This window comes from Comamonas fluminis (assembly GCF_019186805.1).
Taxonomy (GTDB): domain Bacteria; phylum Pseudomonadota; class Gammaproteobacteria; order Burkholderiales; family Burkholderiaceae_C; genus Comamonas; species Comamonas fluminis.
In genome coordinates this window covers 290,334-313,501 of record NZ_CP066783.1, presented here as the reverse complement: position 1 = coordinate 313,501, position 23,168 = coordinate 290,334, and the positions used below count along the sequence as shown (strand labels likewise).

The following is a 23,168-nucleotide window of genomic DNA, read 5'->3' as shown; positions in this document are numbered from 1 at the left end:
GGCCGCACTGTATGTCCAAATTTTTTATCCACCGACCGATTTTTGCCTGGGTGATCGCGATTTTCGTGATCCTCGCAGGCGTGATCTCCATCACCAAACTACCGGTTTCTCAGTTCCCGACGGTGGCCCCGCCCACCATCACGGTGACTGCAACCTACCCTGGTGCAACGGCCGAGACCATGACGGACTCCGTGCTTCAGCTCATTGAACGTGAGATGAACGGCGCAACCGGCATGATGTACATGGACACCAGCGCCTCGGCCACCGGCCAGGGCACGCTGACTGTCACTTTCGAGCCTGGCACCAATCAGGACCTGGCACAGGTGGACGTTCAAAACCGTCTGGCCCGCGTGCAGTCCCGCCTGCCTCAGATTGTTCAGGCACTGGGTGTGCGCGTTGAAAAGTCCATGAGCAACTTCCTGATGATTCTGGCCTTCCAGTCAGACACAGGCGAGACCTCACGCGATGACATCGCGGACTACGTCAACCGCAACGTGCTGCCAGAAATTCAGCGTCTGGACGGCGTCGGCAAGGCTCAGCTTTTTGCCTCCGGCCGCGCCATGCGCATCTGGGTGGACCCGGTCAAGCTGCAGGGCTACAACATGTCGATCGCGCAGATCAACTCTGCCATTGCATCGCAAAATCTGCAGATTTCCGGTGGTTCGCTGGGCAACACCCCCAGCCTTCCCGGCACCGGCATGAATGCCACGATTGTGGTTCCTGGCCAGCTGTCTACACCTGAAGAGTTTGGACAAGTGGTTCTGCGTTCCAACTCCGATGGCTCGACCGTCCGCATCAAGGACATCGGCCGCGTGGAACTGGGCACCGAAAGCTACGGCTTTGAGTCCCGCCTGAATGGCAAGCCTGCCGTGGCCATGGCTGTGCAGCTGACCGCCTCGGCCAACGCCATGGCAACCGCCAAGCTGGTCTACGCCAAGATGGCTGAAGTGGAGCCCTTCCTGCCAGCAGGCGTGAAGTGGTCCTCGCCTTACGATACCTCCAAGTTTGTGAAGATCTCCATCGAAAAGGTGGTTCACACGCTGCTGGAAGCCATCGTGCTGGTGTTCATTGTGATGCTGATTTTCCTGCAGAACATCCGCTACACACTGATCCCAACCATCGTGGTGCCTATTGCACTGCTGGGCACGTTCTCCGTCATGCTGGTGTCGGGTCTGACCATCAACATTCTGGCCATGTTCGCCATGGTTCTGGTGATTGGTATCGTCGTTGACGATGCCATCGTGGTGGTTGAAAACGTCGAGCGCATCATGGCGGAGGAAGGGCTTTCTCCGAAGGACGCCACGATCAAGGCCATGGGCCAGATTCAGGGCGCCGTGGTCGGTATTACCGTGATTCTGGTGACCGTGTTCTTGCCTCTGGCGCTGTTCGGCGGTGCCACCGGCGCGATCTACCGCCAGTTCTCGCTGGTGATGGCCATTTCCATCTTCTTTTCGGGCTTCTTCGCGCTGACGCTGACGCCTGCGCTTTGCGCCACCATGCTCAAGCCTATTCCCCAGGGCCATGCGCATGACAAGAAGACCGGCCTGCTTGGCCCCTTCTACAACTGGTTCAACCGCAAGTTCGAAGCGGGCACCAACCGCTATTCCAACGCCCTGGGTGGCGTGGTCAAGCGCTCTGTGCAAGCCCTTATCGTTTACGCGCTGGTGATTGCAGGCGCAGCCTTCATCTTCCTGAAGCTGCCCACCTCCTTCCTGCCTGTGGAAGACCAGGGCTATGTGATCTCGCTGACCCAGCTGCCCCCCGGCGCAACGCTGGAGCGCACGAGCAAAACCATGGGCGAGCTGGAAAAATTTGCCCTGAGCCAGCCTGAAACCTCGGACATCGTGAGCATCATCGGCTTCAGCTTCGCAGGCCAGGGTCAGAACGTGGGCTTGTCTTTCACCACCTTCAAGGACTGGTCTGAACGAAAGGCCAAGGGCTCGGATGCGAAGTCGTTTGCAGGGCGCACCATGGGTGCCATGTCCTCGCTGCGCGATGGCTTCATCTACACCCTGGTTCCTCCATCGATTCCTGAACTGGGTAACAGCGACGGTTTCACCTTCCGACTGCAAGACCGCTCCGCCAGCGGCCACGCAGCGCTGCTGGCAGCCCGTAATGAGCTGATCAAGAAGGCCAATGCAAGCCCCGTCCTCACGGGTGTGCGCTTTGATGGCGTGGACGATGCACCGCAGTGGCAGATCGACATCAACCGCGATGCCGTCTATGCCCAGAAGGTCAGCATCTCTGACATTGCCACCACACTGTCTGCAGCCCTGGGTTCGACCAACTCCACGGACTTTCCCAACAAGGGTTACATGCAGCGCGTGACGATTCAGGCCGATGCGTCCCGACGCATGCAGCCTGAGGATGTGCTGAAGCTGACCATCCCCAACTCGGATGGCAAGCTGGTGGAGCTGTCCACACTGGCGACCACCAAGTGGACCAGCGGCCCCATGCAGATGTCCCGCTACAACGGCTACCCCTCCATGAGCATTACGGGTCAAGCCAAACCTGGCTACACCAGTGGTGACGCCATGAAGGAAATGGAAAAGCTGGCCATGGACCTGCCTCAGGGCTTTGGCTACGAATGGACAGGTCAGTCGCTGGACGAGCGCAAGGCTGGCTCCTCCGCCATGCTGCTGTACGCGTTCTCTCTGCTGGCCGTGTTCCTGTGCCTGGCCGCGCTGTATGAAAGCTGGAGCATTCCTCTGTCCGTGATGCTGGTCGTGCCTCTGGGCGTGTTCGGTGCCGTGGCCGGTGTACTGATGCGCAACATGCCTAACGACATCTACTTCCAGGTGGCGTTGATTACGGTGATTGGTCTCTCGGCCAAGAACGCCATTCTGATTGTGGAGTTCGCCAAGGACCTGCATGCACAAGGCAAGAGCGCGCTGGAATCCGCACTGGAAGCCGGTCACCTGCGCTTCCGCCCCATTTTGATGACCTCTCTGGCCTTCATTCTGGGTGTGGTGCCGCTGTATATCGCCTCGGGCGCCAGCGCAGCCAGCCAGCAAGCCATTGGTACGGGCGTGTTCTGGGGCATGGTGATTGGTACGCCTCTGTCCGTGTTCCTGGTGCCGGTGTTCTTTGTCGCGATCTTCAAGTTCTTCGGCAAGAAATCCGAACAAGACAACAACGCCACTTCCCCCGCGGCAACTTCTGCAGCACAGGGAGGCTCGCAACATGACTAAGACTTTGCTTCCTATCGCCTTGGCCAGCGCGCTGCTGGCCAGCGGCTGCTCCTTCATCCCCCAGCTTGACCGCCCGGCCCTGCCGGTGGCCGAGCAATTCCCGGCGGCAGTCTCTCAGACGGCTGGCTCGGTGGCGGCCGCTGATATTCCATGGCAGCAGTTCTTCACCGATCCCCGTCTGCAGCAAGTCATCCAGCAGGCGCTGGATAACAACCGCGACCTGCGTGTGGCCGTGCTCAATATTGAAAAAGCACAGGCTCAGTACCAGATCCAGCGCTCCAGCCAGTTCCCCGAACTGGGCGCTGCTGCAGGCGGTCAACGCGCACGCAGCCAGCTGACAGGCAAGTACGGCAACAGCTTCAGCGCCGGCCTGAGCATGCCCAGCTGGGAAATTGACTTCTGGGGCCGCATCAGCAGCCTCAAGGAGCAAGCCCTGGCCCAGTACCTGGCAACCGAAGAAGGTCGCAAGGCTGCGCAAATCAGCCTGATCTCCAACGTGGCCAACACCTGGCTGAACCTGCAGGCGGATGAAGAGCTGATGGCCATCTCGCGCCGCACGCTGGGTACGCGAGAGCAGTCCATCAAGCTGACCAAGCTGCGCCTGGATGCTGGCGTCACCTCCGAGCTGGACTTCCGCCAGGCACAGTCGCTGACCGAAAGCGCCCGCGCCACGCTGGCCCAGCAAACGCGCCAGCGCGAGCTGGATGCCAATGCACTGACCCTGCTGGTGGGCCAGACTCTGCCGCCTGAGCTGCTGGCCGGTCTGCAGGGCAAGAAGCTGACAGATCTGCCGCCTCTGGCAGACGTGCCAGCAGGCCTGCCCTCCGACCTGCTGCTGCGCCGCCCCGATATTCGCCAGGCAGAACAAAGCATGGTTGCCGCCAACGCCAGCATTGGCGCGGCGCGTGCAGCGTTCTTCCCGAATATTTCGCTGACGGCGTCTGCTGGCTTTGCCAACCCCGAAATCTCGGACCTGTTCAGCTCGGGCTCCAAGTACTTCAGCATTGCGCCATCGCTGTACCTGCCTATCTTCAATGCGGGCCGCAACCGTGCCAATCTACAGGTGGCCGAAGCCAACCAGAAGATTGCCGTGGCTCAGTATGAAAAGGCCATCCAGACCGCATTCCGCGAATCTGCCGATGCACTGGTCAGCCGCCAGACCCTGCAGGAACAGCTGCTGGCCCAAAGCCGCCAGCTGGAAGCCGAGCAAGTGCGCTACAAGCTGTCTGACCTGCGCTACACCAACGGCGTAGCCAGCTACCTGGACTTGCTGGATGCACAGCGCTCGCTGTTTGCACTGGAACAATCTGTGGTTCAGGTTCGCCTACAGCAGCTGCAAAACCAGGTCAATCTGTACAAGGTGCTGGGTGGCGGCTGGACAGAGCCAGCCCGCGAAGCTCAGGCAACTGCCAGCGGCAGCGCGCCCCAGTAAGCACTGCGGCATACGCGCAAATTGCGCATCTTTTATCAAGGCGTCTTCGGACGCCTTTTTTCATGCCAGCGCCAAGCTGTGGCGCAAAAGCCATGCAGAGGTTGATCCAACTCAACTCCTTTATGTCGCAGCCGTCAACCCGTATCGTCGTGCACTGGCGTTCTTTACCCCCACTTCTATAATGGATTGTTAATTTCATACCCACGACCTCAGAGGACTTCATGAGCGAGCAACACCACGAAGAAGCCCATACCGGCCCCATCAAAAACCCCAAGCATTTGCTGCTTGCCGTCTTCTTCTCGTTTGTCGTTCCAGTCTTCGTCATCATTGGCTTGGTGAAGTTCGTGACCGCTTCCGACACGGTGGGCGCAGGCTCTGCCAATGCAGAAATGGCCAAGGCCATGCGCCTGCAAAAAGTCGGCTCCGTGGAAATCCGCGATGCCAACCGTCCTCTGCGCGGCGGTGAAGAGGTTTACAAATCCCAGTGCTCAGCCTGCCACGCTACAGGCGCTGCGGGTGCACCCAAATTCCAGGATGCAGCTGCCTGGGGCCCGCGCATCAAGCAAGGCTTTGACACGCTGGTTCATTCGGCGCTGGCGGGCAAGGGCGCAATGGCACCCCAGGGCGGCGGCGAATTCAATGACACCGAAATTGCACGTGGCGTAGTCTTCATGGCCAATGCGGCTGGCGGCAACTTTCCTGAACCCAAGGCACCTGCAGGCGCCGCCGGTGATGCAGCCCCTGCCGCAGAGACAGCAGCCGCACCAGCACCTGCTGCAGCCCTGGCCACTCCCGCCCCCGCAGCTGAAGCAGCACCAGCGGCGGCTGCAGCTGCGCCTGCCGCTGATGTGGGCAAAAACATCTACAGCACCACCTGCGTGGCCTGCCACGGCAGCGGCGTGGCCGGTGCACCCAAGTTCGGTGACAAGGCTGCATGGGCGCCCTTTATTGCCAAGGGCATTGACGACATGGTTCAAAAAGCGACTCAAGGCGTGGGTGCCATGCCCCCCAAGGGCGGCTCAACCGCTTCGGATGCAGATTTCAAGGCAGCCATCCAGTACATGGTGGACGCCGCCAAATAAGAGCCGCTTTCTGTAAAAAGCAGCCTCTTTCATGAAAAAACCGGCCTTGCGCCGGTTTTTTTATTTTGAGCCTCCTAGCGCTTATGTATCAAGCGCTAACAGCTATTCTTTTTGAAGCATTTCAGGGCTTAAAACAAAGCCAAACTGTTGCTGCAAATGTGCACAAGCCTGCTCCTGCGGTTCGGGCAACTCGCCATGTTCCAGTGCTGCTGCGGCATCCAGCATGTCCATGCTGTGCACCATGCCCAGACCTTGCGGCAGTTGCAGATACAAGCGCCCTGCCTCATCCATCACAGCTTGCTGCACATCAGCCAGAGATTGCCGCTGCCCGGTATGACTGCTGATTTCCAGCCCCTGCGGCGCACGATGCACACGCCAGATCCAGGGCGCCACTTCCAGCTCTACATACACACGCTGCGGGCCGTTTTGAAAGAACCAGCAGCCATCGGCCTCCACCAGATAGTTGCGTCCGATGAACTCCGCCAGCTTTTCGTGGCGCAGCACATGGCCCTTGGCGCCTTCAATGCCACTGGTGAACGCACCGCAGGCCTGTGCCTGCGCATCCCTCAACCACCACTGGCCACGTGCATCCAGCGCCAGCCAACCATAGCAGGCCGGCACATTGGGCCACTTGGCCATGGCCTGTTTGACGATGTCATCCATTCCCTGTCTCCTGATCTTGCAAATTCGTGTGCTGCAGCCATTGCGCCAGCCACGCGGCCACCGCCTGCGGCATGGCTTGCACATGGGCAGGCCATGGCCCTGCAGAAAAACCGACATGGCCGCCATGCGCTGGCTGCCACAGCTGCACTGAGGTGCTGACATCCGCCACCGAGGGCAAGCTATGCACAGGCACAAAAGGGTCGTTGCGGGCATTGAGCAGCAGCATGGGCAGGGCCACCTGCTTGAGCAGCGGCTTGGCAGACGCCTTGCGCCAGTAGTCATCCGCATCGGCAAACCCGTGCACCGGCGCGGTAAACACGTCATCAAATTCGTGCAATGTGCGGGCGCGCTGCAGCCTGGCCTTGTCAAACAAGCCCGGCGACTGCTGCCATTTTCCCAGCGCTTTGGGCACCAGCGTTTTCATGAACATGGGTGTGTACAGCCAGCGGCACAGCCCTTTGCCCAGTTGCACGCCACCGGCCACCAAATCCAGCGGCGCGCAGACCACGGCTGCCGCACTCACCACATCGGCCGCTGCACGCCCCTGCAAACCGGCCCAGCGCGCCAGTGCATTGCCACCCAGCGATACCCCCATGGCCAGCAGCGGCCCATCGCAGTGCGCACGCAGGCTGCGCAGCACCCAGTCCACATCGGCCGCATCGCCTGAGTGGTAGGCGCGCAAGAGCCGGTTGGCCTCACCGCTGCAGCCACGAAAATGCGGCACCGCCAGCTGCCAGCCGCGCTGCTCGCAGATATGCGCCATAGCCTGTGCATAGTGGCTGGCAGACGAGCCCTCCAGCCCATGAAACAGAGCCAGCGTGGGGGCAGCGGCAGGCACTGCATGGCTGGAAAAATCGACATCGATGAAGTCACCGTCATCCGTCTCCCAGCGCTCGCGCCGCCACGCTCTCACAGTCTGTCCCCGCAAATGACGGCGTGCATACAGTGCCGACCAGATGGTCTGCACATGGCCGCCGGGCTGCCACCAGGGTGAGCGAAACTGCTCAAGACCCATGCCGCGCCTTCAGCCAGTCCTGCAACTCGGCATGCAAACCGTCCTTTTGCGCTGCGCGCCAGACGCGCTCTGGCGAAGCCACATGAATGCCCTCGGGCGCCTGCAGCAAAGCGGCTTCCACCAGTCTGGCCACATGCATGGCGCGCACCGGCCTGTCGCTTTGCGCAACCATATAGCTCAGCGCCGAAAGCAGCATGCCTGCCGTGCGCTGCAGAAAATTCCCCAAGCGGCGTTTGGCAGGTTCTCTGGCCGAGCGCACCAGAATCAAGCGCTCAAAGCCCAGCGCCGCCACCCTCTGCTCATCCACATTGGCCAGCCCCTGGCGTATGGACTGCGGCAGACTGCCCATATCGTGCGGCAACACCACTGCCAGCGTCTTCACGCCGCAGGAGCGCATCCACTGCGCCACGGCCTTCAACTGCTCGGGCTGGGGCGTCCACAGTGCGCGTTCACGCTGATAGAAGGGGCGTGGCGGCTCGAACATGATGAGCCCCACCTCGGCAATCTGCAGCGGCCACTGCGCAGGGTCGTCTCCGGCCTGCGGCAGCAGTTGCATGCCGCGCAGTCCTTCGGTGTAGCGCTCGCGGGCCAGCACCTGCACCAGCGCGTATTTCTGCCCGCCCACCACGCGATTGAGCACCTCGTTGCCCAGCGGGCCTGTCGCTCCCGCCACCAGCATGTGCGGCCTGACGGGCGTGGCCGGGCCTGGCCGTTGTGCGGCGCGCAAAGCATCAAGAGGTGAGGCAGAGGACATGAATCAAAGAAAAGCGCAATAGCAACGGACAAGAGCGGCGGACAGGCCTGTCAGCCAAGGGCGCACGTGATGCAGACAGAGCCTTATGCTATCGTTTCAGCCTTATTCTCGCGAATGGAAGACCCCCATGAAACGCTGGTTCCTCGTTCTTGCGACCGCTGCGTCGATGTTCTCTCTGACTGGTTGTGGCTACAACGACTTTCAGCGTCTGGATGAAAAATCCAAGGCCGCCTGGAGCGAAGTGCTGAACCAGTATCAGCGCCGCGCTGACCTGATTCCCAATATCGTAGCCACCGTCAAGGGCGAGGCCAACTTCGAGCAAGACACGCTGACCAAGGTGATCGAGGCGCGCTCCAAGGCAACCTCCATTCAGGCCACGCCCGAGCTGATCAACAACCCTGAAGCCTTCAACAAATTCCAGCAAGCCCAGGGCGAGCTGTCCGGTGCGCTGTCGCGCCTGATGGTGGTGGCGGAAAAATACCCCGAACTGAAAGCCAACCAGGCCTTCCGCGACCTGCGCGTGACACTGGACGGCACAGAAAACCGCATCACCGTGGCGCGCAACGAGTACATCGGCACGGTGCAGGCCTATAACGTGCTGGCGCGCAGCTTCCCCACCAACATCACGGCCAAGATCTTCAGCTACGCCGTCAAGCCCACCTTCACGGTGCAAAACGAAGCGCAGATCTCGCAGCCCCCTACTGTGGACTTCTCGCCCACGGCCCCTGCAGCCCCCGCAGGCGGCAAGTAAGGGCAACGCGCGCCCAGTCAATCCATGCAAAACAAGCTTCCAGCCTTTGATATTAGAGCGCTTGCAGCTATTGTTTTTGCATGGTTCTGCCTGCTGATTGCACCTGCCTCCTGGGCGCAAACCGGCGCAAGCACCGCGTTGCAGCCGGTGCCTGCGCTCACCGGCAGAGTCATCGACCAGAGCCATACCCTGAGCAGTGCCGATGTGCAATCGCTCAGCACGCAACTACAGCAACTGGAGAGCGAAACCGGCGCGCAACTTGTGGTGCTGATGGTGCCCAGCACCGCCCCTGAAGACATTGCCGCCTATGCGTTTCGCGTGGCCAGCAGCTGGAAACTGGGGCGAAGGGACGTTGGCGATGGTGCGGTCATCGTTGTCGCCAAGGATGACCGGCGCATGCGCATCGAAGTCGCACGAGCGCTTGAAGGCGTGCTCTCCGACATCATGGTTGCCCGCATCCTTGATGAAAGCATGCAGCCCCGCTTTCAGGCCAACGACTATGCGGGCGGGCTGTCTTCAGCGATTGAAAAAATGTCGCTGCTGATCAAGGGTGAGAAGCTGCCGGCACCTGAAGAATCGCCCTCTGAATTCTCATCCAGCCCGGCGGTAACAGCTGTTACCCTGCTCTGGCTGCTGGGCGCCCCTGCCGCCAGCTGGATGCTGGGCCGGGTCAAGGCCTCCATGCTCGTCGGTGCAATCACCGGCGTTGCCGTTTTTGTAATGGAGCGCAGCCTGCCAGTCGCAGGAGGCGCGGCCTTGGTTGGCATGCTCATTACCTTGCTGGGTTTGTCCAGGCTATTTGGCGGCGGGCGTGGCGGCAGAGGCGGTGGTTTTCGCTCGGGCGGAGGCGGCCGTTTTGGTGGCGGTGGCGCCTCTGGAGGCTGGTAATGCAGGCAGGTTTGATCTCCTTGAATTCTTGGCTGTGCAGGCTGATGCTTGCCATGCTGCTGCCTCTGCTCGGCATCTCTGCAGCCATGGCACAGGCTCCGGTTGCGCCCGTTCCCGTGCTCACGGGCCGCGTCATTGACCAAAGCGGCACGCTCAGCAGCAGCGATGTGCAGTCGCTCACCGCCCAGCTCAAAAAGCTGGAAGACGAGACTGGCGCGCAGGTCGTGGTGCTGATGGTGCCCAGCACTGCGCCCGAGGACATTGCCTCCTACGCCTGGCGCGTGGCCAGCAGCTGGAAGCTGGGCCGCAAGGAAATTGGCGACGGCACGCTGATCGTCGTCGCCAAGAATGACAGACGCATGCGCATTGAAGTGGCGCGCAAGCTCGAAGGCGCCATTCCCGACATCATGGCCGCGCGCATCATCGACGGCGCCATGAAGCCACGCTTTCGCGCTGATGACTATGCAGGCGGCCTGTCTGCCGCCATTGACCAGATGGGTCTGCTGATTCACGGCGAAAAGCTGCCCGCCCCCACGCAGCAACCCCAGCGCGCCAGCCAATCGTGGACAGACCATCTGGACTTTCTGCTGCCGCTGCTGTTTTTTGGCATTCCCGTAGGCATGGCCATGGCCCGTGCGATCTTCGGGCGTTTCATCGGCTCGCTGGTCGTGGCGGGCGTGGTCGGTTTCGGTGTCTATGTCTTCACCGCCAGCCTTATCGCGGCGGGCCTTGCCGCCCTTGTGGGCCTGCTGTTCACCCTGCTGTCCAATATTTCCGGGGGGGGAGGAGGCGGTGGCGGCCCCTATATCAGCACTGGCGGCGGTGGGGGCTGGAGCAGCGGTAGCGGCAGCAGCGGAGACTTTGGCGGCGGAGGCGGATTCAGCTCCGGTGGGGGCGGCAGCTTTGGTGGTGGCGGCGCCTCGGGGGATTGGTGATATGCGCAATGTTTTTCAACGCTTTGCACGTCTGGTGCGTCACCGCTGGGCCGAAATGCATCTGCGCAAGGCCCTGCCCCCGGCCACCCTCAAAGAACTTGAAACGCTGATCGCCAAAAGCGAACTGGGCCACACCGGCCAGGTGCGCATCTGTGTGGAAGCAGGCCTGCCCTTCAGCTACATCTGGCGCGATGCCAGTGCGCGCCAGCGTGCAATCACGCTGTTTGGCAAGCTGCGCGTCTGGGATACCGAGCACAACAACGGCGCCCTCATCTATCTGCTGCTGGCCGACCACGCCATCGAAATCGTGGCCGACCGTGCGCTGGACCGTACCATGAGTGCCGAGCAATGGCAGACGCTGATCAGCGATATGCAATCCGCCTTTCAAAGCGGCCATTTCAGCGTGGGCCTGGTTACCGCGCTGGAGCGCGTGAGCCAGCAACTGACGCACCACTTTCCGCGAAAGACAGGCTCCGCATCTGATGACACCAACCTGCCCGACGCGCCCGTGGTGCAGCACCACCTGCCCGGTCGCAAGCAATAATTGCTCTTGATTCAATCGCTTGAAGCGCTTTATCTGTAAGGACTTGAGGCCAAAATGGCTTCAGATTACTCAATAGCGCCCGTACAAAAACCAGAGAATGCCAGCCACATTGAGCAAGACCATGAACCAGAATTGCAGCTGAAAGCTGGTCTTGCTGGATTTGTGGCGCAGCCATTGCTGGGCCAGCACGGCACCCGGCCAGCCGCCAGCCAGCGCAAGCAGCTGCAAAGTCTTCTCAGGGGTGCGCCAATGGCCTTTTTGGGCCGCCCACTTGTCCTGCCAATAGACCATAAAGGTCACAACGCTCAGCACCAGATACGCGATCACAATCCAGCCCGCAATAGCCCATTTCGAGATGCAGGCCAGCATCACCGCCACCCAGATCAACAAAGAGCCATAGCTGAAGCGGCTGGAGGCATGCCAGCCACCGTCCTGGCGCGCAGACTGCGATCCACTCACCGATGCCGTGCGACGCTGGGGCTGCGCAGAAGGCCTCGCCTGAGGGCTGCGAGCCGCTGGCAGGCGCCATGCCACCTGCTCTGCGCGCTTCTTGCCTTTGTCCATGCCCACGCCGAACTCCACTCGCAGGCCATCCCTGGGACGCTGCTCTGCAGAGGGGCGCGGCGTGAACGCGCTGATGTGCACAAAAATCTTCTCGCCACCGCTGTCTGGCGCAATCCAGCCAAAGCCTCGCTCATCGTTCCACTGCAGCAGACTTCCCTGATATCGCATATTCCCTGCGTCTTCCCAAAAATTGAGCGTTGAAATCGCTGCGTGCCGCCGCTGTGAGCGGCAAAATGCATGTTTGTCCTGCACAGAAGCATCTGCGCTATTGCACATGACTGTGTTAGCGTCAGGGCAGCCGTATTTTCCTAAGAAAGCACTAAAGCATGAAGAAATCTCTGCTCTCTCTTGCCATCATCAGCTCGGCCCTGGCCCTGAGCGCTTGCTCCACCATCAGCCCCAGGGGCGCCGAAACGCCTGAGGAATTCGACTATGCACTGAGCTGCAAGCTCAAGATCGATGATCCCAAGAAGTGCGAAGCCCAGATCCGCGCCATGTGCGATGACCCCAGCAAGGCCGTGATCCGCAAGTCCCGCCATGTGGACCCCAAGGACAACTCGGTGACCTACGGCTATCAGGCCGCCTGCAACCAGTAATAGCCAGATAGACGCTACCGCAGCGTCCATCTGCAAAAGGGCTTGAGTGTTTTTGGCACTCAAGCCCTTTTCTTATCTGCGCAGCGCGCTCTTATATTGTGAGCAAAAATAAAAAAGCCACCTGATCGCTCGGGTGGCTTTTTTTCATGTCGAGACGCCCGCCGGCGCCCGAAATGATTAACGCTTCTGGCGGAACTTGCGCAGAGCAGCAATCTGAGCGGCCATGACGGCCAGCTCGGACTGAGCGCGAGCAATGTCCAGTTCGCCCTTGGCGTTCTTCAAAGCTTCTTCGGCTGCCTTCTTGGCCTCGTTGGCCTTCTGCTCGTCCAGATCCTTGCCACGGATGGCGGTGTCGGACAGCACAGTCACGCAGTTGGGTTGCACTTCCAAAATGCCACCGGCCACGAAGACGAACTCTTCGCTGCCATCAGGCATTTCGATGCGCACCGAACCCGGCTTGATGCGGGTGATCAGCGGTGTGTGGCGGGGATAAATGCCCAGCTCGCCCGCTTCACCAGGCAAGGCGACAAAGCGCGCTTCACCAGAGAAGATGGACTCTTCGGCACTGACCACATCAACGTGAATGGTGTTCATCTTTGCTCCTTGAAAAGGTTAAAACCGGTCCTAAAAACTCACACAGCCCAACCCAGTGACACCGAGCAAGGGCCGCCCCGCAGCGAAGGTGTCGTCCCCCTCCTGAAAGAGAGGGGGAAGCGACGCAGTCGCTCAGGGGGTGCGAGCCGATTAGGCGGCCAGTTTTTTGGCCTTCTCGAAGGCTTCGTCGATGGTACCAACCATGTAGAAAGCCTGTTCGGGCAGGTGGTCGGCTTCGCCGTTCACGATCATCTTGAAACCACGGATGGTTTCAGCCAGAGGAACGTACTTGCCAGGAGCGCCGGTAAACACTTCAGCCACGTGGAAAGGCTGCGACAGGAAACGCTGAATCTTACGAGCGCGGGACACTGTCTGCTTGTCTTCAGGAGCCAGTTCGTCCATGCCCAGAATCGCGATGATGTCACGCAGTTCCTTGTAGCGCTGCAGCGTGTTCTGCACTTGGCGAGCCACGGAGTAGTGCTCTTCACCCACAACCTGGGGGTCCAGCTGACGGCTGGTGGAGTCCAGAGGGTCCACAGCGGGGTAGATACCCAGCGAAGCGATGTCACGAGACAACACAACAGTGGAGTCCAAGTGAGCAAAGGTGGTTGCAGGAGAGGGGTCGGTCAAGTCATCGGCAGGCACGTAAACGGCCTGGATGGAAGTGATCGAGCCAACCTTGGTGGAGGTAATACGCTCTTGCAGCTTACCCATTTCTTCAGCCAGAGTAGGCTGATAACCCACGGCGGAAGGCATACGGCCCAGCAGAGCGGACACTTCGGTACCGGCCAGTGTGTAGCGGTAGATGTTGTCCACGAAGAACAGCACGTCCTTGCCTTCGTCACGGAACGACTCAGCCATGGTCAGGCCGGTCAGCGCAACGCGCAGACGGTTTCCTGGGGGCTCGTTCATCTGACCGTAAACCATGGCAACCTTGGACTCGCCCAGGTTGGCTTGGTTCACAACGCCTGCATCAGACATTTCGTGATAGAAGTCGTTACCTTCACGGGTACGCTCGCCCACACCAGCAAACACCGACAGACCACCGTGGCCCTTGGCGATGTTGTTGATGAGTTCCATCATGTTCACGGTCTTGCCCACACCGGCGCCACCGAACAGACCCACCTTACCGCCCTTGGCGAAAGGAGAGATCAGGTCGATCACCTTGATGCCGGTTTCCAGCAGTTCCTGCGAAGGCGACAGTTCGTCGTATGCAGGAGCCTTGCGGTGGATGGCAGCCATCAGCGACTGGTCCACAGGACCGCGTTCGTCGATAGGGTTGCCCAGCACGTCCATGATACGGCCCAGGGTCGCGGGACCCACGGGCACGGTGATGGGGTTGCCAGTGTTGGTGACCATCAGGCCACGCTTCAAACCGTCGGACGAACCCAGGGCAATGGTACGCACCACGCCGTCGCCCAGCTGTTGCTGAACTTCCAGAGTCAGGGCCGAGCCTTCGAGCTTCAGGGCATCGTAGACCTTGGGCACCTGGCCGTGAGCGAACTCCACGTCCACCACGGCGCCGATACATTGAACAATCTTGCCTTGTACTTGAGCCATTCTTTGCTCCAATCTGTTTGTCTGTTAAAGCCGTTTACACAGCGGCGGCGCCTGCCACGATTTCCGACAACTCGGTCGTAATCGCTGCCTGACGCGTCTTGTTGTAGACCAGCTTCAACTCGCTGATGACGTTGCCGGCGTTGTCGGTTGCGGCCTTCATGGCCACCATGCGCGCCGATTGTTCGGACGCCATGTTTTCCGCCACCGCCTGGTACACGAGGGACTCTACGTAACGAACCAGCAGTTCGTCGATGACGCTTTGAGCGTCAGGTTCGTAGATGTATTCCCACGATGCACCCGTCTTCTCGGCTTGCATTTTGTCGGACGACAGGGGGAGCAGTTGCTCCACCACCGATTCCTGCTTCATGGTGTTGATGAACTTGGTGTACGAGAGGTACACCGCGCTCAGCTTGCCTTCAGCATATTGGTCCAGCAGCACCTTGACAGGCCCGATGAGCTTGTCGAGGTGTGGGGTGTCGCCCAGGCCTGTAGCATGGGAAACCACCTTGGCACCGACACGGTTCAGGAAACCCAGTCCCTTGCCGCCAATGGCCACTGCCTCTGCCGCAACACCCGCATCCTGCAGTTCACGCAACTTGTTGGTGACGACACGCAACACGTTGGTGTTCATGCCGCCGCACAAACCCTTGTCGGTCGTCACCACGATGACGCCGACCTTCTTGGCATCGTTCACTTGCATGAACGAGTGCACATATTCGGGGTTGGCTTCGCCAAGATGGGCTGCAATGTTGCGGATTTTTTCGCTGTATGGACGAGCAGCCAGCATCCGGTCCTGCGCCTTGCGCATTTTGGATGCAGCCACCATTTCCATGGCTTTGGTGATCTTCTTGGTGTTTTCCACCGATTTGATCTTGCCGCGTATTTCCTTACCTGCTGCCATGATGACTCCTCGCTACGATTAAGCGAAGGACTTCTTGAATGCAGTAATGGCTGCAGTCAGTTCAGCTTCGTCCTTGCCTTCCTTGTCGAAAGCACGCTTTTCGTTCAGACGATCCAGCAGAGCACCGTGGCTGGTCTTCAGGAACTGGTGCAGACCAGCTTCGAAAGGCAGCACTTGCTTGACTTCGATGTCGTCCATGTAGCCCTTGTTCACTGCGAACAGCGAAGAGGCCATCAGAGCGGTCGACAGAGGAGAGTACTGAGCTTGCTTGAGCAGTTCGGTCACGCGGGCGCCGCGGTCCAGCTGCTTGCGGGTTGCATCGTCCAGGTCGGAAGCGAACTGCGCGAAGGCGGCCAGTTCACGGTACTGAGCCAGGTCGGTACGGATACCGCCGGACAGGCCCTTCACAACCTTGGTCTGAGCGGAACCACCCACGCGGGACACGGAGATACCAGCGTTGATAGCGGGACGCACACCAGCGTTGAACAGGCTGGTTTCCAGGAAGATCTGGCCGTCAGTAATCGAAATCACGTTCGTAGGAACGAAAGCGGACACGTCGCCAGCTTGTGTTTCGATGATAGGCAGAGCTGTCAGGGAACCGGTCTTGCCCTTGACTTCACCCTTGGTGAAGGCTTCCACGTAATCGGCGTTCACGCGAGCAGCACGCTCCAGCAGACGCGAGTGGAGATAGAACACGTCGCCAGGGAAGGCTTCACGTCCTGGTGGGCGACGCAGCAGCAGGGAAACCTGACGGTAAGCCACAGCTTGCTTGGACAGATCGTCATAAACGATCAGAGCGTCTTCGCCGCGGTCGCGGAAGTATTCGCCCATCGTGCAGCCAGAGTAGGCCGACACGTACTGCATGGCAGCGGATTCGGAGGCGGTAGCAGCCACAACGATGGTGTATTCCATCGCGCCAGCTTGTTCCAGAGCGCGCACCACGTTCTTGATCGAAGAAGCCTTCTGACCAATCGCCACGTACACGCAGGTAACGCCTTGACCCTTTTGGTTGATGATGGCGTCAATAGCCACGGCAGTCTTGCCGGTCTGACGGTCACCAATGATCAGTTCACGCTGACCACGGCCCACGGGAACCATGGAGTCGATGGACTTGATACCGGTCTGCAGAGGCTGATCCACGGATTGACGTGCAATCACACCAGGAGCGACCTTTTCGATCACGTCTGTCAGCTTGGCGTTGATGGGGCCCTTGCCGTCGATAGGCTGACCCAGGGCGTTCACCACGCGACCAACCAGTTCTGGGCCCACGGGGACTTCCAGAATACGGCCGGTGCACTTGACGGTGTTGCCTTCAGCGATGTGCTCGTAGCCGCCCAGAATAACGGCGCCCACGGAGTCACGCTCCAGGTTCAGAGCCAGACCATAGGTGGGCTGACCATCGGCATCTGCGGGGAATTCCAGCATTTCGCCGGCCATCACGTCGGACAGGCCGTGCACGCGCACGATACCGTCGGTCACGGAAACCACGGTGCCTTCGTTACGGACGTCGGTGCTAGCAGCCAGCCCTTCGATGCGGCTCTTGATCAGTTCAGAAATTTCTGCGGGATTGAGTTGCATGACTCTTTCCTTCTTTCTTGTGTTAGCCGAGACCTCAAGCGCGCATTACGCGGTGAGGGCCGCTTTCATTTGTTCCAGACGGGACTTGACGGAGGTGTCCAGCACCTCGTCGCCCACCACGACGCGAACACCACCGATCAGCGAGTCATCCTGCTTCACAGTGAGGTTCAGCTTGCGGCCAAAGCGCTTTTCCAGCGAAGCGCCCAGCTCGGCCAGCGCTGCATCCGCAATGGGGAAAGCGCTGAACACCACGGCATCCGAAGAGCCGCTCTTGCTGTTCACGAGGCTGCGGAACTGAGCTGCCGCTTCGGGCAGCGCGTCCAGACGGCCGTTATCGAGAATCACACGCAGAAAGTTGCGTGCGGAATCGGGCAATGCCGACTTGGCCACACCCGTAATGAGATCAAACACTTGCGTGCTGCTCACATTGGGGTTGTCAGCCAGTTGGCGCAATTGCGGATTGGCGGCAATCGCCGCCAATTCCTCCACCCAAGCGACAGTGCCGCTCAAATCTGCGCCCTTGTCGGCGCAGGCTTTGAACAGTGCTTCGGCGTAAGGGCGGGCAATGGTGGCGAGTTCTGCCATTTTTGCTTTTCCTTACAGCTCTGTCTTCAGGCGGTTCAGCAGATCAGCGTGGACACCGGCGTTCACTTCCTTGCGGAGGATTTGCTCGGCACCCTTGACAGCCAGTGCAGCCACTTGCTCACGCAGGGCTTCACGGGCAGCAATGGCTTGCTGCTCAGCTTCGGCGCGGGCAGCGGCAACAATCTTGTTGCCTTCTTCTGTCGCACGGGCCTTGGCCTCTTCGATGATGGCCTGGGCGCGGCGATCGGCGTCCGCAAGCCGCGAAGCTGTTTCGTTGCGCGTCTGGGACAATTCCTGCTCGACACGCTTGTTTACAGCGGTCAATTCGGTCTTGGCCTTGTCGGCAGCAGCGAGGCCATCGGCGATTTTCTGGGCTCGCTCATCCAGTGCCTTCGCAATCGGGGGCCACACGAACTTCATCGTGAACAGCACCAGGATCAGGAAAACAATGGCCTGAACGAACAGGGTCGCGTTGATACTCACGGCAACACCTTTCTATTTAGGGCGTTGATCGGAGCTTAGGCCACCAGTTGGAAGGGGTTGGCGAAAGCAAACAGCAGGGCAATAGCCACACCGATCAGGAAGGCGGCGTCGATCAGACCAGCCAAGATGAACATCTTGGTTTGCAGTTCGTTGATCAGCTCAGGCTGACGTGCCGAAGATTCCAGGAACTTGCCGCCCATCAGAGCGATACCGATCGAAGCGCCGATAGCGCCCAGACCAACAATCAGACCGCAAGCCAGAGCGACGAGACCGAGAACGTTTTCCATGATGACTCCTAGGGATTAAGGGAAAGTAAAGTTGAAAGGGAAAGGTCAGTGAGCTTCATGTGCCTGGCCGAGATAAATCAGCGTCAGCATCATGAAAATGAAGGCTTGCAGGGTAATCACCAAAATGTGGAAGATTGCCCAGATCGTGCCTGCAATGATGTGCCCCACAGGGAGCAACACACCAGAGAGCGACATAGCCGCTGCGCCGCCCATCAGAGCGATCAGCATGAACACCAACTCACCAGCGTACATGTTGCCGAACAGTCGCATACCGTGCGAAACCGTCTTGGCAACGTATTCAATGATCTGCATCAGCAGATTGACCACGCCCAGGATCAGGGCGAAGACAGGATTCTTGGAGGTGCCGAAGGGAGCGGTCACCAGTTCGTGGCCCCAGCCGCCCAGGCCCTTGATCTTGACGCTGTACCACAGGCACAGAACCAGAACGGCGAAGGACAGGCCCAGAGTCGTGGACAGATCGGCGGTAGGCACAACACGCAGATAGGCGTGATGGTCAGCAGTAGCGCCTTGCCACAGCACGGGCAGCAGGTCCACGGGCAGCATGTCCATGGCGTTCATCAGGAAAATCCAGACAAACACGGTCAGCGCCAGAGGAGCGATGAACTTGCGGGACTGAGCGTTGTGAATATTGGCCTTGGCCTGGTTGTCCACCATTTCGACCAGCATTTCCACGGCGGCCTGGAAGCGACCAGGAACACCGGAAGTGGCCTTGCGAGCGGCCAGCCAGAGCACGAAGATGCCCAGCAGGCCAAGGATGGCTGCCACGGCGATCGAGTCGTAGTTCACAACTGAGAAATCAATGACGGACTTCTGCTTGATGTTTTGCAGGTGTTGCAAGTGGTGAACGATGTATTCACTTGCAGTTGGGGCGTTCGCATCAGCGGCCATCGTCAACTCTCTTCTTAAGCTTCAGTTTTTCGGACACCGGATCGCACCAGCAGCGCAACCCAATACGTTTTCATTACAACAATCAAGCCAACCAGCAGAGCCAGCCAGCTCAGATCAGGAACCAGCTTGGGCGCAGCAGCCAACATGGCGATGCACAGCACCAGCTTTACCAGTTCCCAACCGAAAATTCCTGCCATGGCCGCCCCGGCACCTCCCGGCCGCTGACGAACCACACCTCTTGCAAACAAAGCCGCTGGCAGCACCACCGACAAAGCTCCATAGCCTGCCGACCAACCCACCGCCGCACGTCCTGTTACCAGCCAGGCCAGTGCTGCAACCACAATCCCCACCACAGTCTGGACCGCAACAATGCGCCAGACCGAGACTTGCGGAAACCGTGAGCGCCAGGCTGTAGCTTCCTGAGCCGTGAGGGGCTTGAAGTCTTCGACTTCGTCCTCATCCTGAAAATCAGCGGGCATTTTCTGCATGTTTTCTTTCGCGCCACTGACCAGTAAGACTCAGCACTTATCTAGTAAACCGGACAAGACTTTTTTACAAAGCCTCTGATTATAAGTAAAAACCCCCGACGTTCGATAGGGGTTGATACCGTCATGCGCAAAAGGTCTTTGATGTTGGCAGCAGCCTGTCGTCGAGAGCCAACACTTACGGGTCAGTACCTTGGAGCGGGCGCAAGTGTGCCTCAGCTGAAATACTTGATTGCCCTGAATTGCCCGCCACATTCAGGGGACATTGAAGGCCCGCCCTCGCAATTAGGCCCACGTGCACGCGCCCAGCAGCCGTGGCGCACAATCTTTGCAACTTAGCCCTGCTGCACAGGGCGCCATATTCAGCCTGAACGGGAACCACAACATGAGCGACGTCAATAACACCACTCCCGCCACCGAGCAGCCCGAAGATCCGCGCAAGGATTCGCTGATCGAGTACCCGAGCCTGTTTCCGATCAAGGTCATGGGCATCAAAGACGATCATCTGGTGCACGAGATCACGAAGATTGCCGAAAAATTCGACCCCAGCTTTGACGCCAGCACCATTGAGCTGCGCCCCAGCTCGGGCGGTAAATATCTGGGCGTGACCATCACCATCACGGCCACCAGCCGCGAGCAGCTGGATGACACCTATCGCGCCCTGACCGCTCACCCCCTGGTCAAGGTGGTGCTGTGAGCCAGGCGCAAGCCAGCTCCACAGAGCCTTTCACACCGCCCGAGCCCATGGATTTGCGAATTCTGGGCCGCACCGGCTATGAAGCCACTGTCACAGCCATGCAGGAGTTCACGCGCACCCGCGACGCAAGCACGCGCGATGAACTATGGATTTGTGAGCACTCACCCCATTTCACACAGGGACTGGCTGGCAAAAGCGATCATTTGTTGCACCCAGGCGATATTCCCGTGGTGGCAACCAATCGCGGTGGGCAGGTGACGTATCACGGCCCCGGCCAAGTCGTGGCCTATCCGCTGCTGGATTTGCAGCGCATGGGCTACTTCGTCAAGGAATATGTGTACCGGCTGGAAGATGCAGTGATCCGCACGCTGGAGCACTTTGGCGTCACCGGCCACCGTGTGGCGGGTGCGCCCGGCATTTATGTGCGCCTGGATGACCCGCGCAGCCACGCCATGCTGGAGCAGCGCCCCCAGCACCGCGAACCCGGCAGCCCTGCGCCCGAGCCGCATTTCGAGGGGCTGGGCAAAATTGCAGCCCTGGGCATCAAAGTGAGCCGTCACAGCACCTACCACGGCGTCGCACTCAATGTAAACATGGATTTGGAACCCTACGGTCGAATCAATCCTTGCGGATACGCAGGACTGAGGACGGTGGACCTTTCTACAATCGGCGTACAGACAACCTGGGACGAAGCCGCGCACATACTGGGTCGCCAGTTGAAAGCGCGCCTGACTCCCTGAAGGCAAGATCATGAGCACCAATGAAGTCGTGCGCGAAGCGCAATCCCAAGCCGATTACAACCCGCTGGCCAAGCAAAAAGCTGCGGCCAAGCTCTCGCGCATCCCCGTGAAGGTCGAGCAGGCCGAAGTGCTCAAGAAGCCAGAGTGGATTCGCGTCAAGGCGGGCAGCCCCACCACGCGCTTCTATGAAATCAAGGACATCCTGCGCGAGAACAAGCTGCACACCGTCTGCGAAGAAGCCAGCTGCCCCAATATCGGCGAATGCTTTGGTAAGGGCACAGCCACCTTCATGATCATGGGCGACAAGTGCACGCGCCGCTGCCCGTTCTGCGACGTGGGCCATGGCCGCCCTGACCCACTGGATGTGGATGAGCCGCTGAACCTGGCCAAGACGATTGCCCAGCTCAAGCTCAAGTACGTGGTGATTACCAGCGTGGACCGCGACGACCTGCGCGACGGCGGCTCGGGCCACTTCGTGGAATGCATCAAGAACATCCGCGAACTCTCGCCCCAGACACAGATCGAAATTCTGGTGCCCGACTTCCGTGGCCGTGATGACCGTGCGCTGGAAATCCTCAAATCGGCCCCGCCCGATGTGATGAACCACAACCTGGAAACTGCGCCCCGCCTGTACAAGGAAGCGCGCCCCGGCTCGGACTACCAGTTCAGCCTGAACCTGCTCAAGAAGTTCAAGGAACTGCACCCCAATGTGCCCACCAAGAGCGGCATCATGGTGGGCCTGGGCGAGACAGACGAGGAAATCCTGCAGGTGATGCGCGATATGCGCGCCCACAACATCGATATGCTGACCATTGGCCAGTATCTGGCCCCTACCAACAGCCACCTGCCCGTGCGCCGCTATGTGCACCCCGACACCTTCAAGATGTTCGAGGAAGAAGCCTACAAAATGGGCTTCACCCACGCCGCTGTGGGCGCCATGGTGCGTTCCAGCTACCACGCTGACCAGCAGGCCCACGCCGCTGGCGTGTGAGTGCACTGACAGCACAAAAAAAGCAGCCTTTGCGGCTGCTTTTTTATTGCCTTATTGGCCCCAAGCGTTTATTTCAAAAGCGCCTGCAGCTATTCATTCAATAGCAACGCCTAAGACTGCGTGACGCTAAAGAGGCGCCAGCTCATTGACCAGTGCCGGCGGCAGATAGTGCGGCCCATCAAACAGCAGCACCGGCCAGCCTGCATAAAACGATAGCTGGGAACGCAGCTCCTGCGCCGTGGCGCTGCGAAAACTGCCTGAACCGTCAGGCCGGAAAGCCTCGGCAATCAGTTTCACGCGCTGCCAGCCCAGTGCATCGGCCAGCGCCAGCGTGTACTGCGCAGCCGTGGCGGCATCCCGGGTGTGCAGGCCCACACCGTCCTGAAAGAACACGCCCACATCATCAGGCAGCCATTGCTGCAGCCAGCGCACCAGCGCATCGGGGCCGATATTGCTGTTGTCATACACGCTGACCCATAGCGGGCGCGGCAGGTCGCGCAGGCTTTCGGCCAGACGATGCACCTCGGCCCAGCTGGGGTCGGATTCCACAGGGAAATACCAGCCCGCTGGCTCGAACGGCAGGGGCTGCTGCGCCAGCAGTTGCGAGGCGCGCGCAAGCTCCTGCACGCGGCTGCGCGCCCGTGGCTCATCACCATCACCCACCAGGCCCGCAATGATGTTCTGCGCCCAGGGCTGGCCGCGCAGTTGCTCCAGCGCAGGCACATTCCAGACATGGCCTGAGCCGTTATCGGTGGCCAGCCATTGAATCAGCAGCGTATCAATGCCCAGTCGCTGCCATTCACCTTCGGGCCGCGCCGTGGCGTTGTCGGGCTGCCAGACCATGCCCGGAACGCGAAGATTCAGGCGCTGGTGAGGCTGCGACCAAGCCATAGCAGGCAGCATCAGCGCAGCAGACAGCAGTTCACGACGGTTGGGCAAAGGC

General features: G+C 59.8%; 25 protein-coding genes. 11 read left to right on the top strand and 14 right to left on the bottom strand.

The genetic code is table 11. From position 1 onward, the window contains the following. Positions 1 to 11: 11 nt before the first annotated feature. The 3 genes from JDW18_RS01755 to JDW18_RS01745 all read left to right on the top strand — a co-directional run bounded on the left by JDW18_RS01755 (position 12) and on the right by JDW18_RS01745 (position 5,705). Positions 12 to 3,191 carry an efflux RND transporter permease subunit gene (locus JDW18_RS01755; protein WP_218242061.1) on the top strand — a complete coding sequence of 1,060 codons (3,180 nt, stop codon included), beginning with the start codon at positions 12 to 14 and terminating at the stop codon, positions 3,189 to 3,191. After that, positions 3,184 to 4,623, top strand: coding sequence for an efflux transporter outer membrane subunit (locus tag JDW18_RS01750; protein ID WP_218242060.1), 1,440 nt, complete (start codon positions 3,184 to 3,186; stop codon positions 4,621 to 4,623). Before JDW18_RS01755 ends, JDW18_RS01750 begins: the two co-directional genes overlap by 8 nt. Before the next feature lie 221 nt (positions 4,624 to 4,844). Continuing rightward, on the top strand, positions 4,845 to 5,705 hold the full coding sequence (locus JDW18_RS01745; RefSeq protein WP_218242059.1) for a c-type cytochrome: 861 nt from the start codon (positions 4,845 to 4,847) through the stop codon (positions 5,703 to 5,705). A 102-nt stretch (positions 5,706 to 5,807) separates the two neighbouring features. On the opposite strand, the gene JDW18_RS01740 is transcribed toward JDW18_RS01745, so the two are convergent. Genes JDW18_RS01740 through JDW18_RS01730 form a run of 3 tightly spaced genes read right to left on the bottom strand, consistent with a single transcriptional unit; the run spans position 5,808 to position 8,137 of the window. Then, positions 5,808 to 6,368: a DUF2946 family protein gene (locus JDW18_RS01740; protein ID WP_218242058.1), complete on the bottom strand. Its 561-nt coding sequence runs from the start codon at positions 6,366 to 6,368 to the stop codon at positions 5,808 to 5,810. Continuing rightward, positions 6,361 to 7,383 carry a YheT family hydrolase gene (locus JDW18_RS01735; RefSeq protein ID WP_218242057.1) on the bottom strand — a complete coding sequence of 341 codons (1,023 nt, stop codon included), beginning with the start codon at positions 7,381 to 7,383 and terminating at the stop codon, positions 6,361 to 6,363. The genes JDW18_RS01740 and JDW18_RS01735 overlap by 8 nt, the downstream gene beginning before the upstream one ends. Then, positions 7,373 to 8,137: a Rossmann-fold NAD(P)-binding domain-containing protein gene (locus JDW18_RS01730; protein WP_218242056.1), complete on the bottom strand. Its 765-nt coding sequence runs from the start codon at positions 8,135 to 8,137 to the stop codon at positions 7,373 to 7,375. The genes JDW18_RS01735 and JDW18_RS01730 overlap by 11 nt, the downstream gene beginning before the upstream one ends. A 127-nt stretch (positions 8,138 to 8,264) precedes the next feature. On the opposite strand from JDW18_RS01730, the gene JDW18_RS01725 reads away from it, so the two are divergent. Genes JDW18_RS01725 through JDW18_RS01710 form a run of 4 tightly spaced genes read left to right on the top strand, consistent with a single transcriptional unit; the run spans position 8,265 to position 11,255 of the window. Next, complete coding sequence (locus tag JDW18_RS01725; protein WP_218242055.1) at positions 8,265 to 8,888, top strand: LemA family protein; 624 nt, start codon at positions 8,265 to 8,267, stop codon at positions 8,886 to 8,888. Between the two features lie 24 nt (positions 8,889 to 8,912). After that, positions 8,913 to 9,776: a TPM domain-containing protein gene (locus JDW18_RS01720; RefSeq protein WP_218242054.1), complete on the top strand. Its 864-nt coding sequence runs from the start codon at positions 8,913 to 8,915 to the stop codon at positions 9,774 to 9,776. A 53-nt stretch (positions 9,777 to 9,829) separates the two neighbouring features. Further along, entirely contained in the window at positions 9,830 to 10,711 is an 882-nt protein-coding gene (locus JDW18_RS01715) for a TPM domain-containing protein (protein WP_425514764.1), read from the top strand. Between the two features lies 1 nt (position 10,712). Continuing rightward, the gene (locus tag JDW18_RS01710; RefSeq protein ID WP_218242052.1) at positions 10,713 to 11,255 is read left to right on the top strand and encodes a TPM domain-containing protein; all 543 of its coding nucleotides are present in this window, start codon (positions 10,713 to 10,715) and stop codon (positions 11,253 to 11,255) included. Between the two features lie 69 nt (positions 11,256 to 11,324). Here the strand turns inward: JDW18_RS01710 and JDW18_RS01705 are convergent, their stop codons facing one another. Further along, positions 11,325 to 11,987 (bottom strand): DUF1294 domain-containing protein, encoded by a 663-nt coding sequence (locus JDW18_RS01705; protein ID WP_218242051.1) that lies wholly within the window; start codon positions 11,985 to 11,987, stop codon positions 11,325 to 11,327. Between the two features lie 158 nt (positions 11,988 to 12,145). Here JDW18_RS01705 and JDW18_RS01700 point away from each other — a divergent pair, with 158 nt between their 5' ends. Further along, a complete protein-coding gene (locus tag JDW18_RS01700) occupies positions 12,146 to 12,415 on the top strand; it encodes a YqhG/Tai3 family protein (protein ID WP_218242050.1) in 270 nt (89 codons plus the stop codon). A 177-nt stretch (positions 12,416 to 12,592) separates the two neighbouring features. Here the strand turns inward: JDW18_RS01700 and JDW18_RS01695 are convergent, their stop codons facing one another. From JDW18_RS01695 to JDW18_RS01655, 9 genes are all read right to left on the bottom strand, one after another. Next, positions 12,593 to 13,009, bottom strand: coding sequence for a F0F1 ATP synthase subunit epsilon (locus tag JDW18_RS01695; RefSeq protein ID WP_218242049.1), 417 nt, complete (start codon positions 13,007 to 13,009; stop codon positions 12,593 to 12,595). A gap of 150 nt (positions 13,010 to 13,159) precedes the next feature. After that, entirely contained in the window at positions 13,160 to 14,569 is a 1,410-nt protein-coding gene (atpD, locus tag JDW18_RS01690) for a F0F1 ATP synthase subunit beta (protein ID WP_218242048.1), read from the bottom strand. Positions 14,570 to 14,603: 34 nt separating this feature from the next. Further along, positions 14,604 to 15,470, bottom strand: coding sequence for a F0F1 ATP synthase subunit gamma (gene atpG, locus JDW18_RS01685; RefSeq protein ID WP_218242047.1), 867 nt, complete (start codon positions 15,468 to 15,470; stop codon positions 14,604 to 14,606). Positions 15,471 to 15,488: 18 nt separating this feature from the next. Then, positions 15,489 to 17,048, bottom strand: coding sequence for a F0F1 ATP synthase subunit alpha (gene atpA / locus JDW18_RS01680; protein ID WP_218242046.1), 1,560 nt, complete (start codon positions 17,046 to 17,048; stop codon positions 15,489 to 15,491). A gap of 45 nt (positions 17,049 to 17,093) precedes the next feature. Then, positions 17,094 to 17,633 (bottom strand): F0F1 ATP synthase subunit delta, encoded by a 540-nt coding sequence (locus JDW18_RS01675; RefSeq protein WP_218242045.1) that lies wholly within the window; start codon positions 17,631 to 17,633, stop codon positions 17,094 to 17,096. Positions 17,634 to 17,645: 12 nt separating this feature from the next. Next, positions 17,646 to 18,116, bottom strand: coding sequence for a F0F1 ATP synthase subunit B (locus JDW18_RS01670; RefSeq protein ID WP_218242044.1), 471 nt, complete (start codon positions 18,114 to 18,116; stop codon positions 17,646 to 17,648). A 35-nt stretch (positions 18,117 to 18,151) separates the two neighbouring features. Beyond that, positions 18,152 to 18,403: a F0F1 ATP synthase subunit C gene (gene atpE / locus JDW18_RS01665; RefSeq protein ID WP_003059376.1), complete on the bottom strand. Its 252-nt coding sequence runs from the start codon at positions 18,401 to 18,403 to the stop codon at positions 18,152 to 18,154. 45 nt (positions 18,404 to 18,448) lie between these two features. Beyond that, entirely contained in the window at positions 18,449 to 19,312 is an 864-nt protein-coding gene (gene atpB / locus JDW18_RS01660) for a F0F1 ATP synthase subunit A (RefSeq protein WP_218242043.1), read from the bottom strand. A gap of 14 nt (positions 19,313 to 19,326) precedes the next feature. Beyond that, on the bottom strand, positions 19,327 to 19,791 hold the full coding sequence (locus tag JDW18_RS01655) for an ATP synthase subunit I (RefSeq protein WP_218242042.1): 465 nt from the start codon (positions 19,789 to 19,791) through the stop codon (positions 19,327 to 19,329). A gap of 391 nt (positions 19,792 to 20,182) precedes the next feature. Here JDW18_RS01655 and JDW18_RS01650 point away from each other — a divergent pair, with 391 nt between their 5' ends. The 3 genes from JDW18_RS01650 to lipA are packed head-to-tail and all read left to right on the top strand — an operon-like array spanning position 20,183 to position 22,225. Then, positions 20,183 to 20,494 (top strand): YbeD family protein, encoded by a 312-nt coding sequence (locus JDW18_RS01650; protein ID WP_218242041.1) that lies wholly within the window; start codon positions 20,183 to 20,185, stop codon positions 20,492 to 20,494. 47 nt (positions 20,495 to 20,541) lie between these two features. Next, positions 20,542 to 21,234: a lipoyl(octanoyl) transferase LipB gene (gene lipB / locus JDW18_RS01645; RefSeq protein WP_218243742.1), complete on the top strand. Its 693-nt coding sequence runs from the start codon at positions 20,542 to 20,544 to the stop codon at positions 21,232 to 21,234. Positions 21,235 to 21,244: 10 nt separating this feature from the next. Further along, on the top strand, positions 21,245 to 22,225 hold the full coding sequence (lipA, locus tag JDW18_RS01640) for a lipoyl synthase (RefSeq protein WP_218242040.1): 981 nt from the start codon (positions 21,245 to 21,247) through the stop codon (positions 22,223 to 22,225). 126 nt (positions 22,226 to 22,351) lie between these two features. Here lipA and JDW18_RS01635 read toward each other — a convergent pair whose 3' ends face one another. Beyond that, a complete protein-coding gene (locus JDW18_RS01635) occupies positions 22,352 to 23,164 on the bottom strand; it encodes an alpha-amylase family protein (RefSeq protein WP_246610214.1) in 813 nt (270 codons plus the stop codon). Between the last annotated feature and the right edge of the window lie 4 nt (positions 23,165 to 23,168).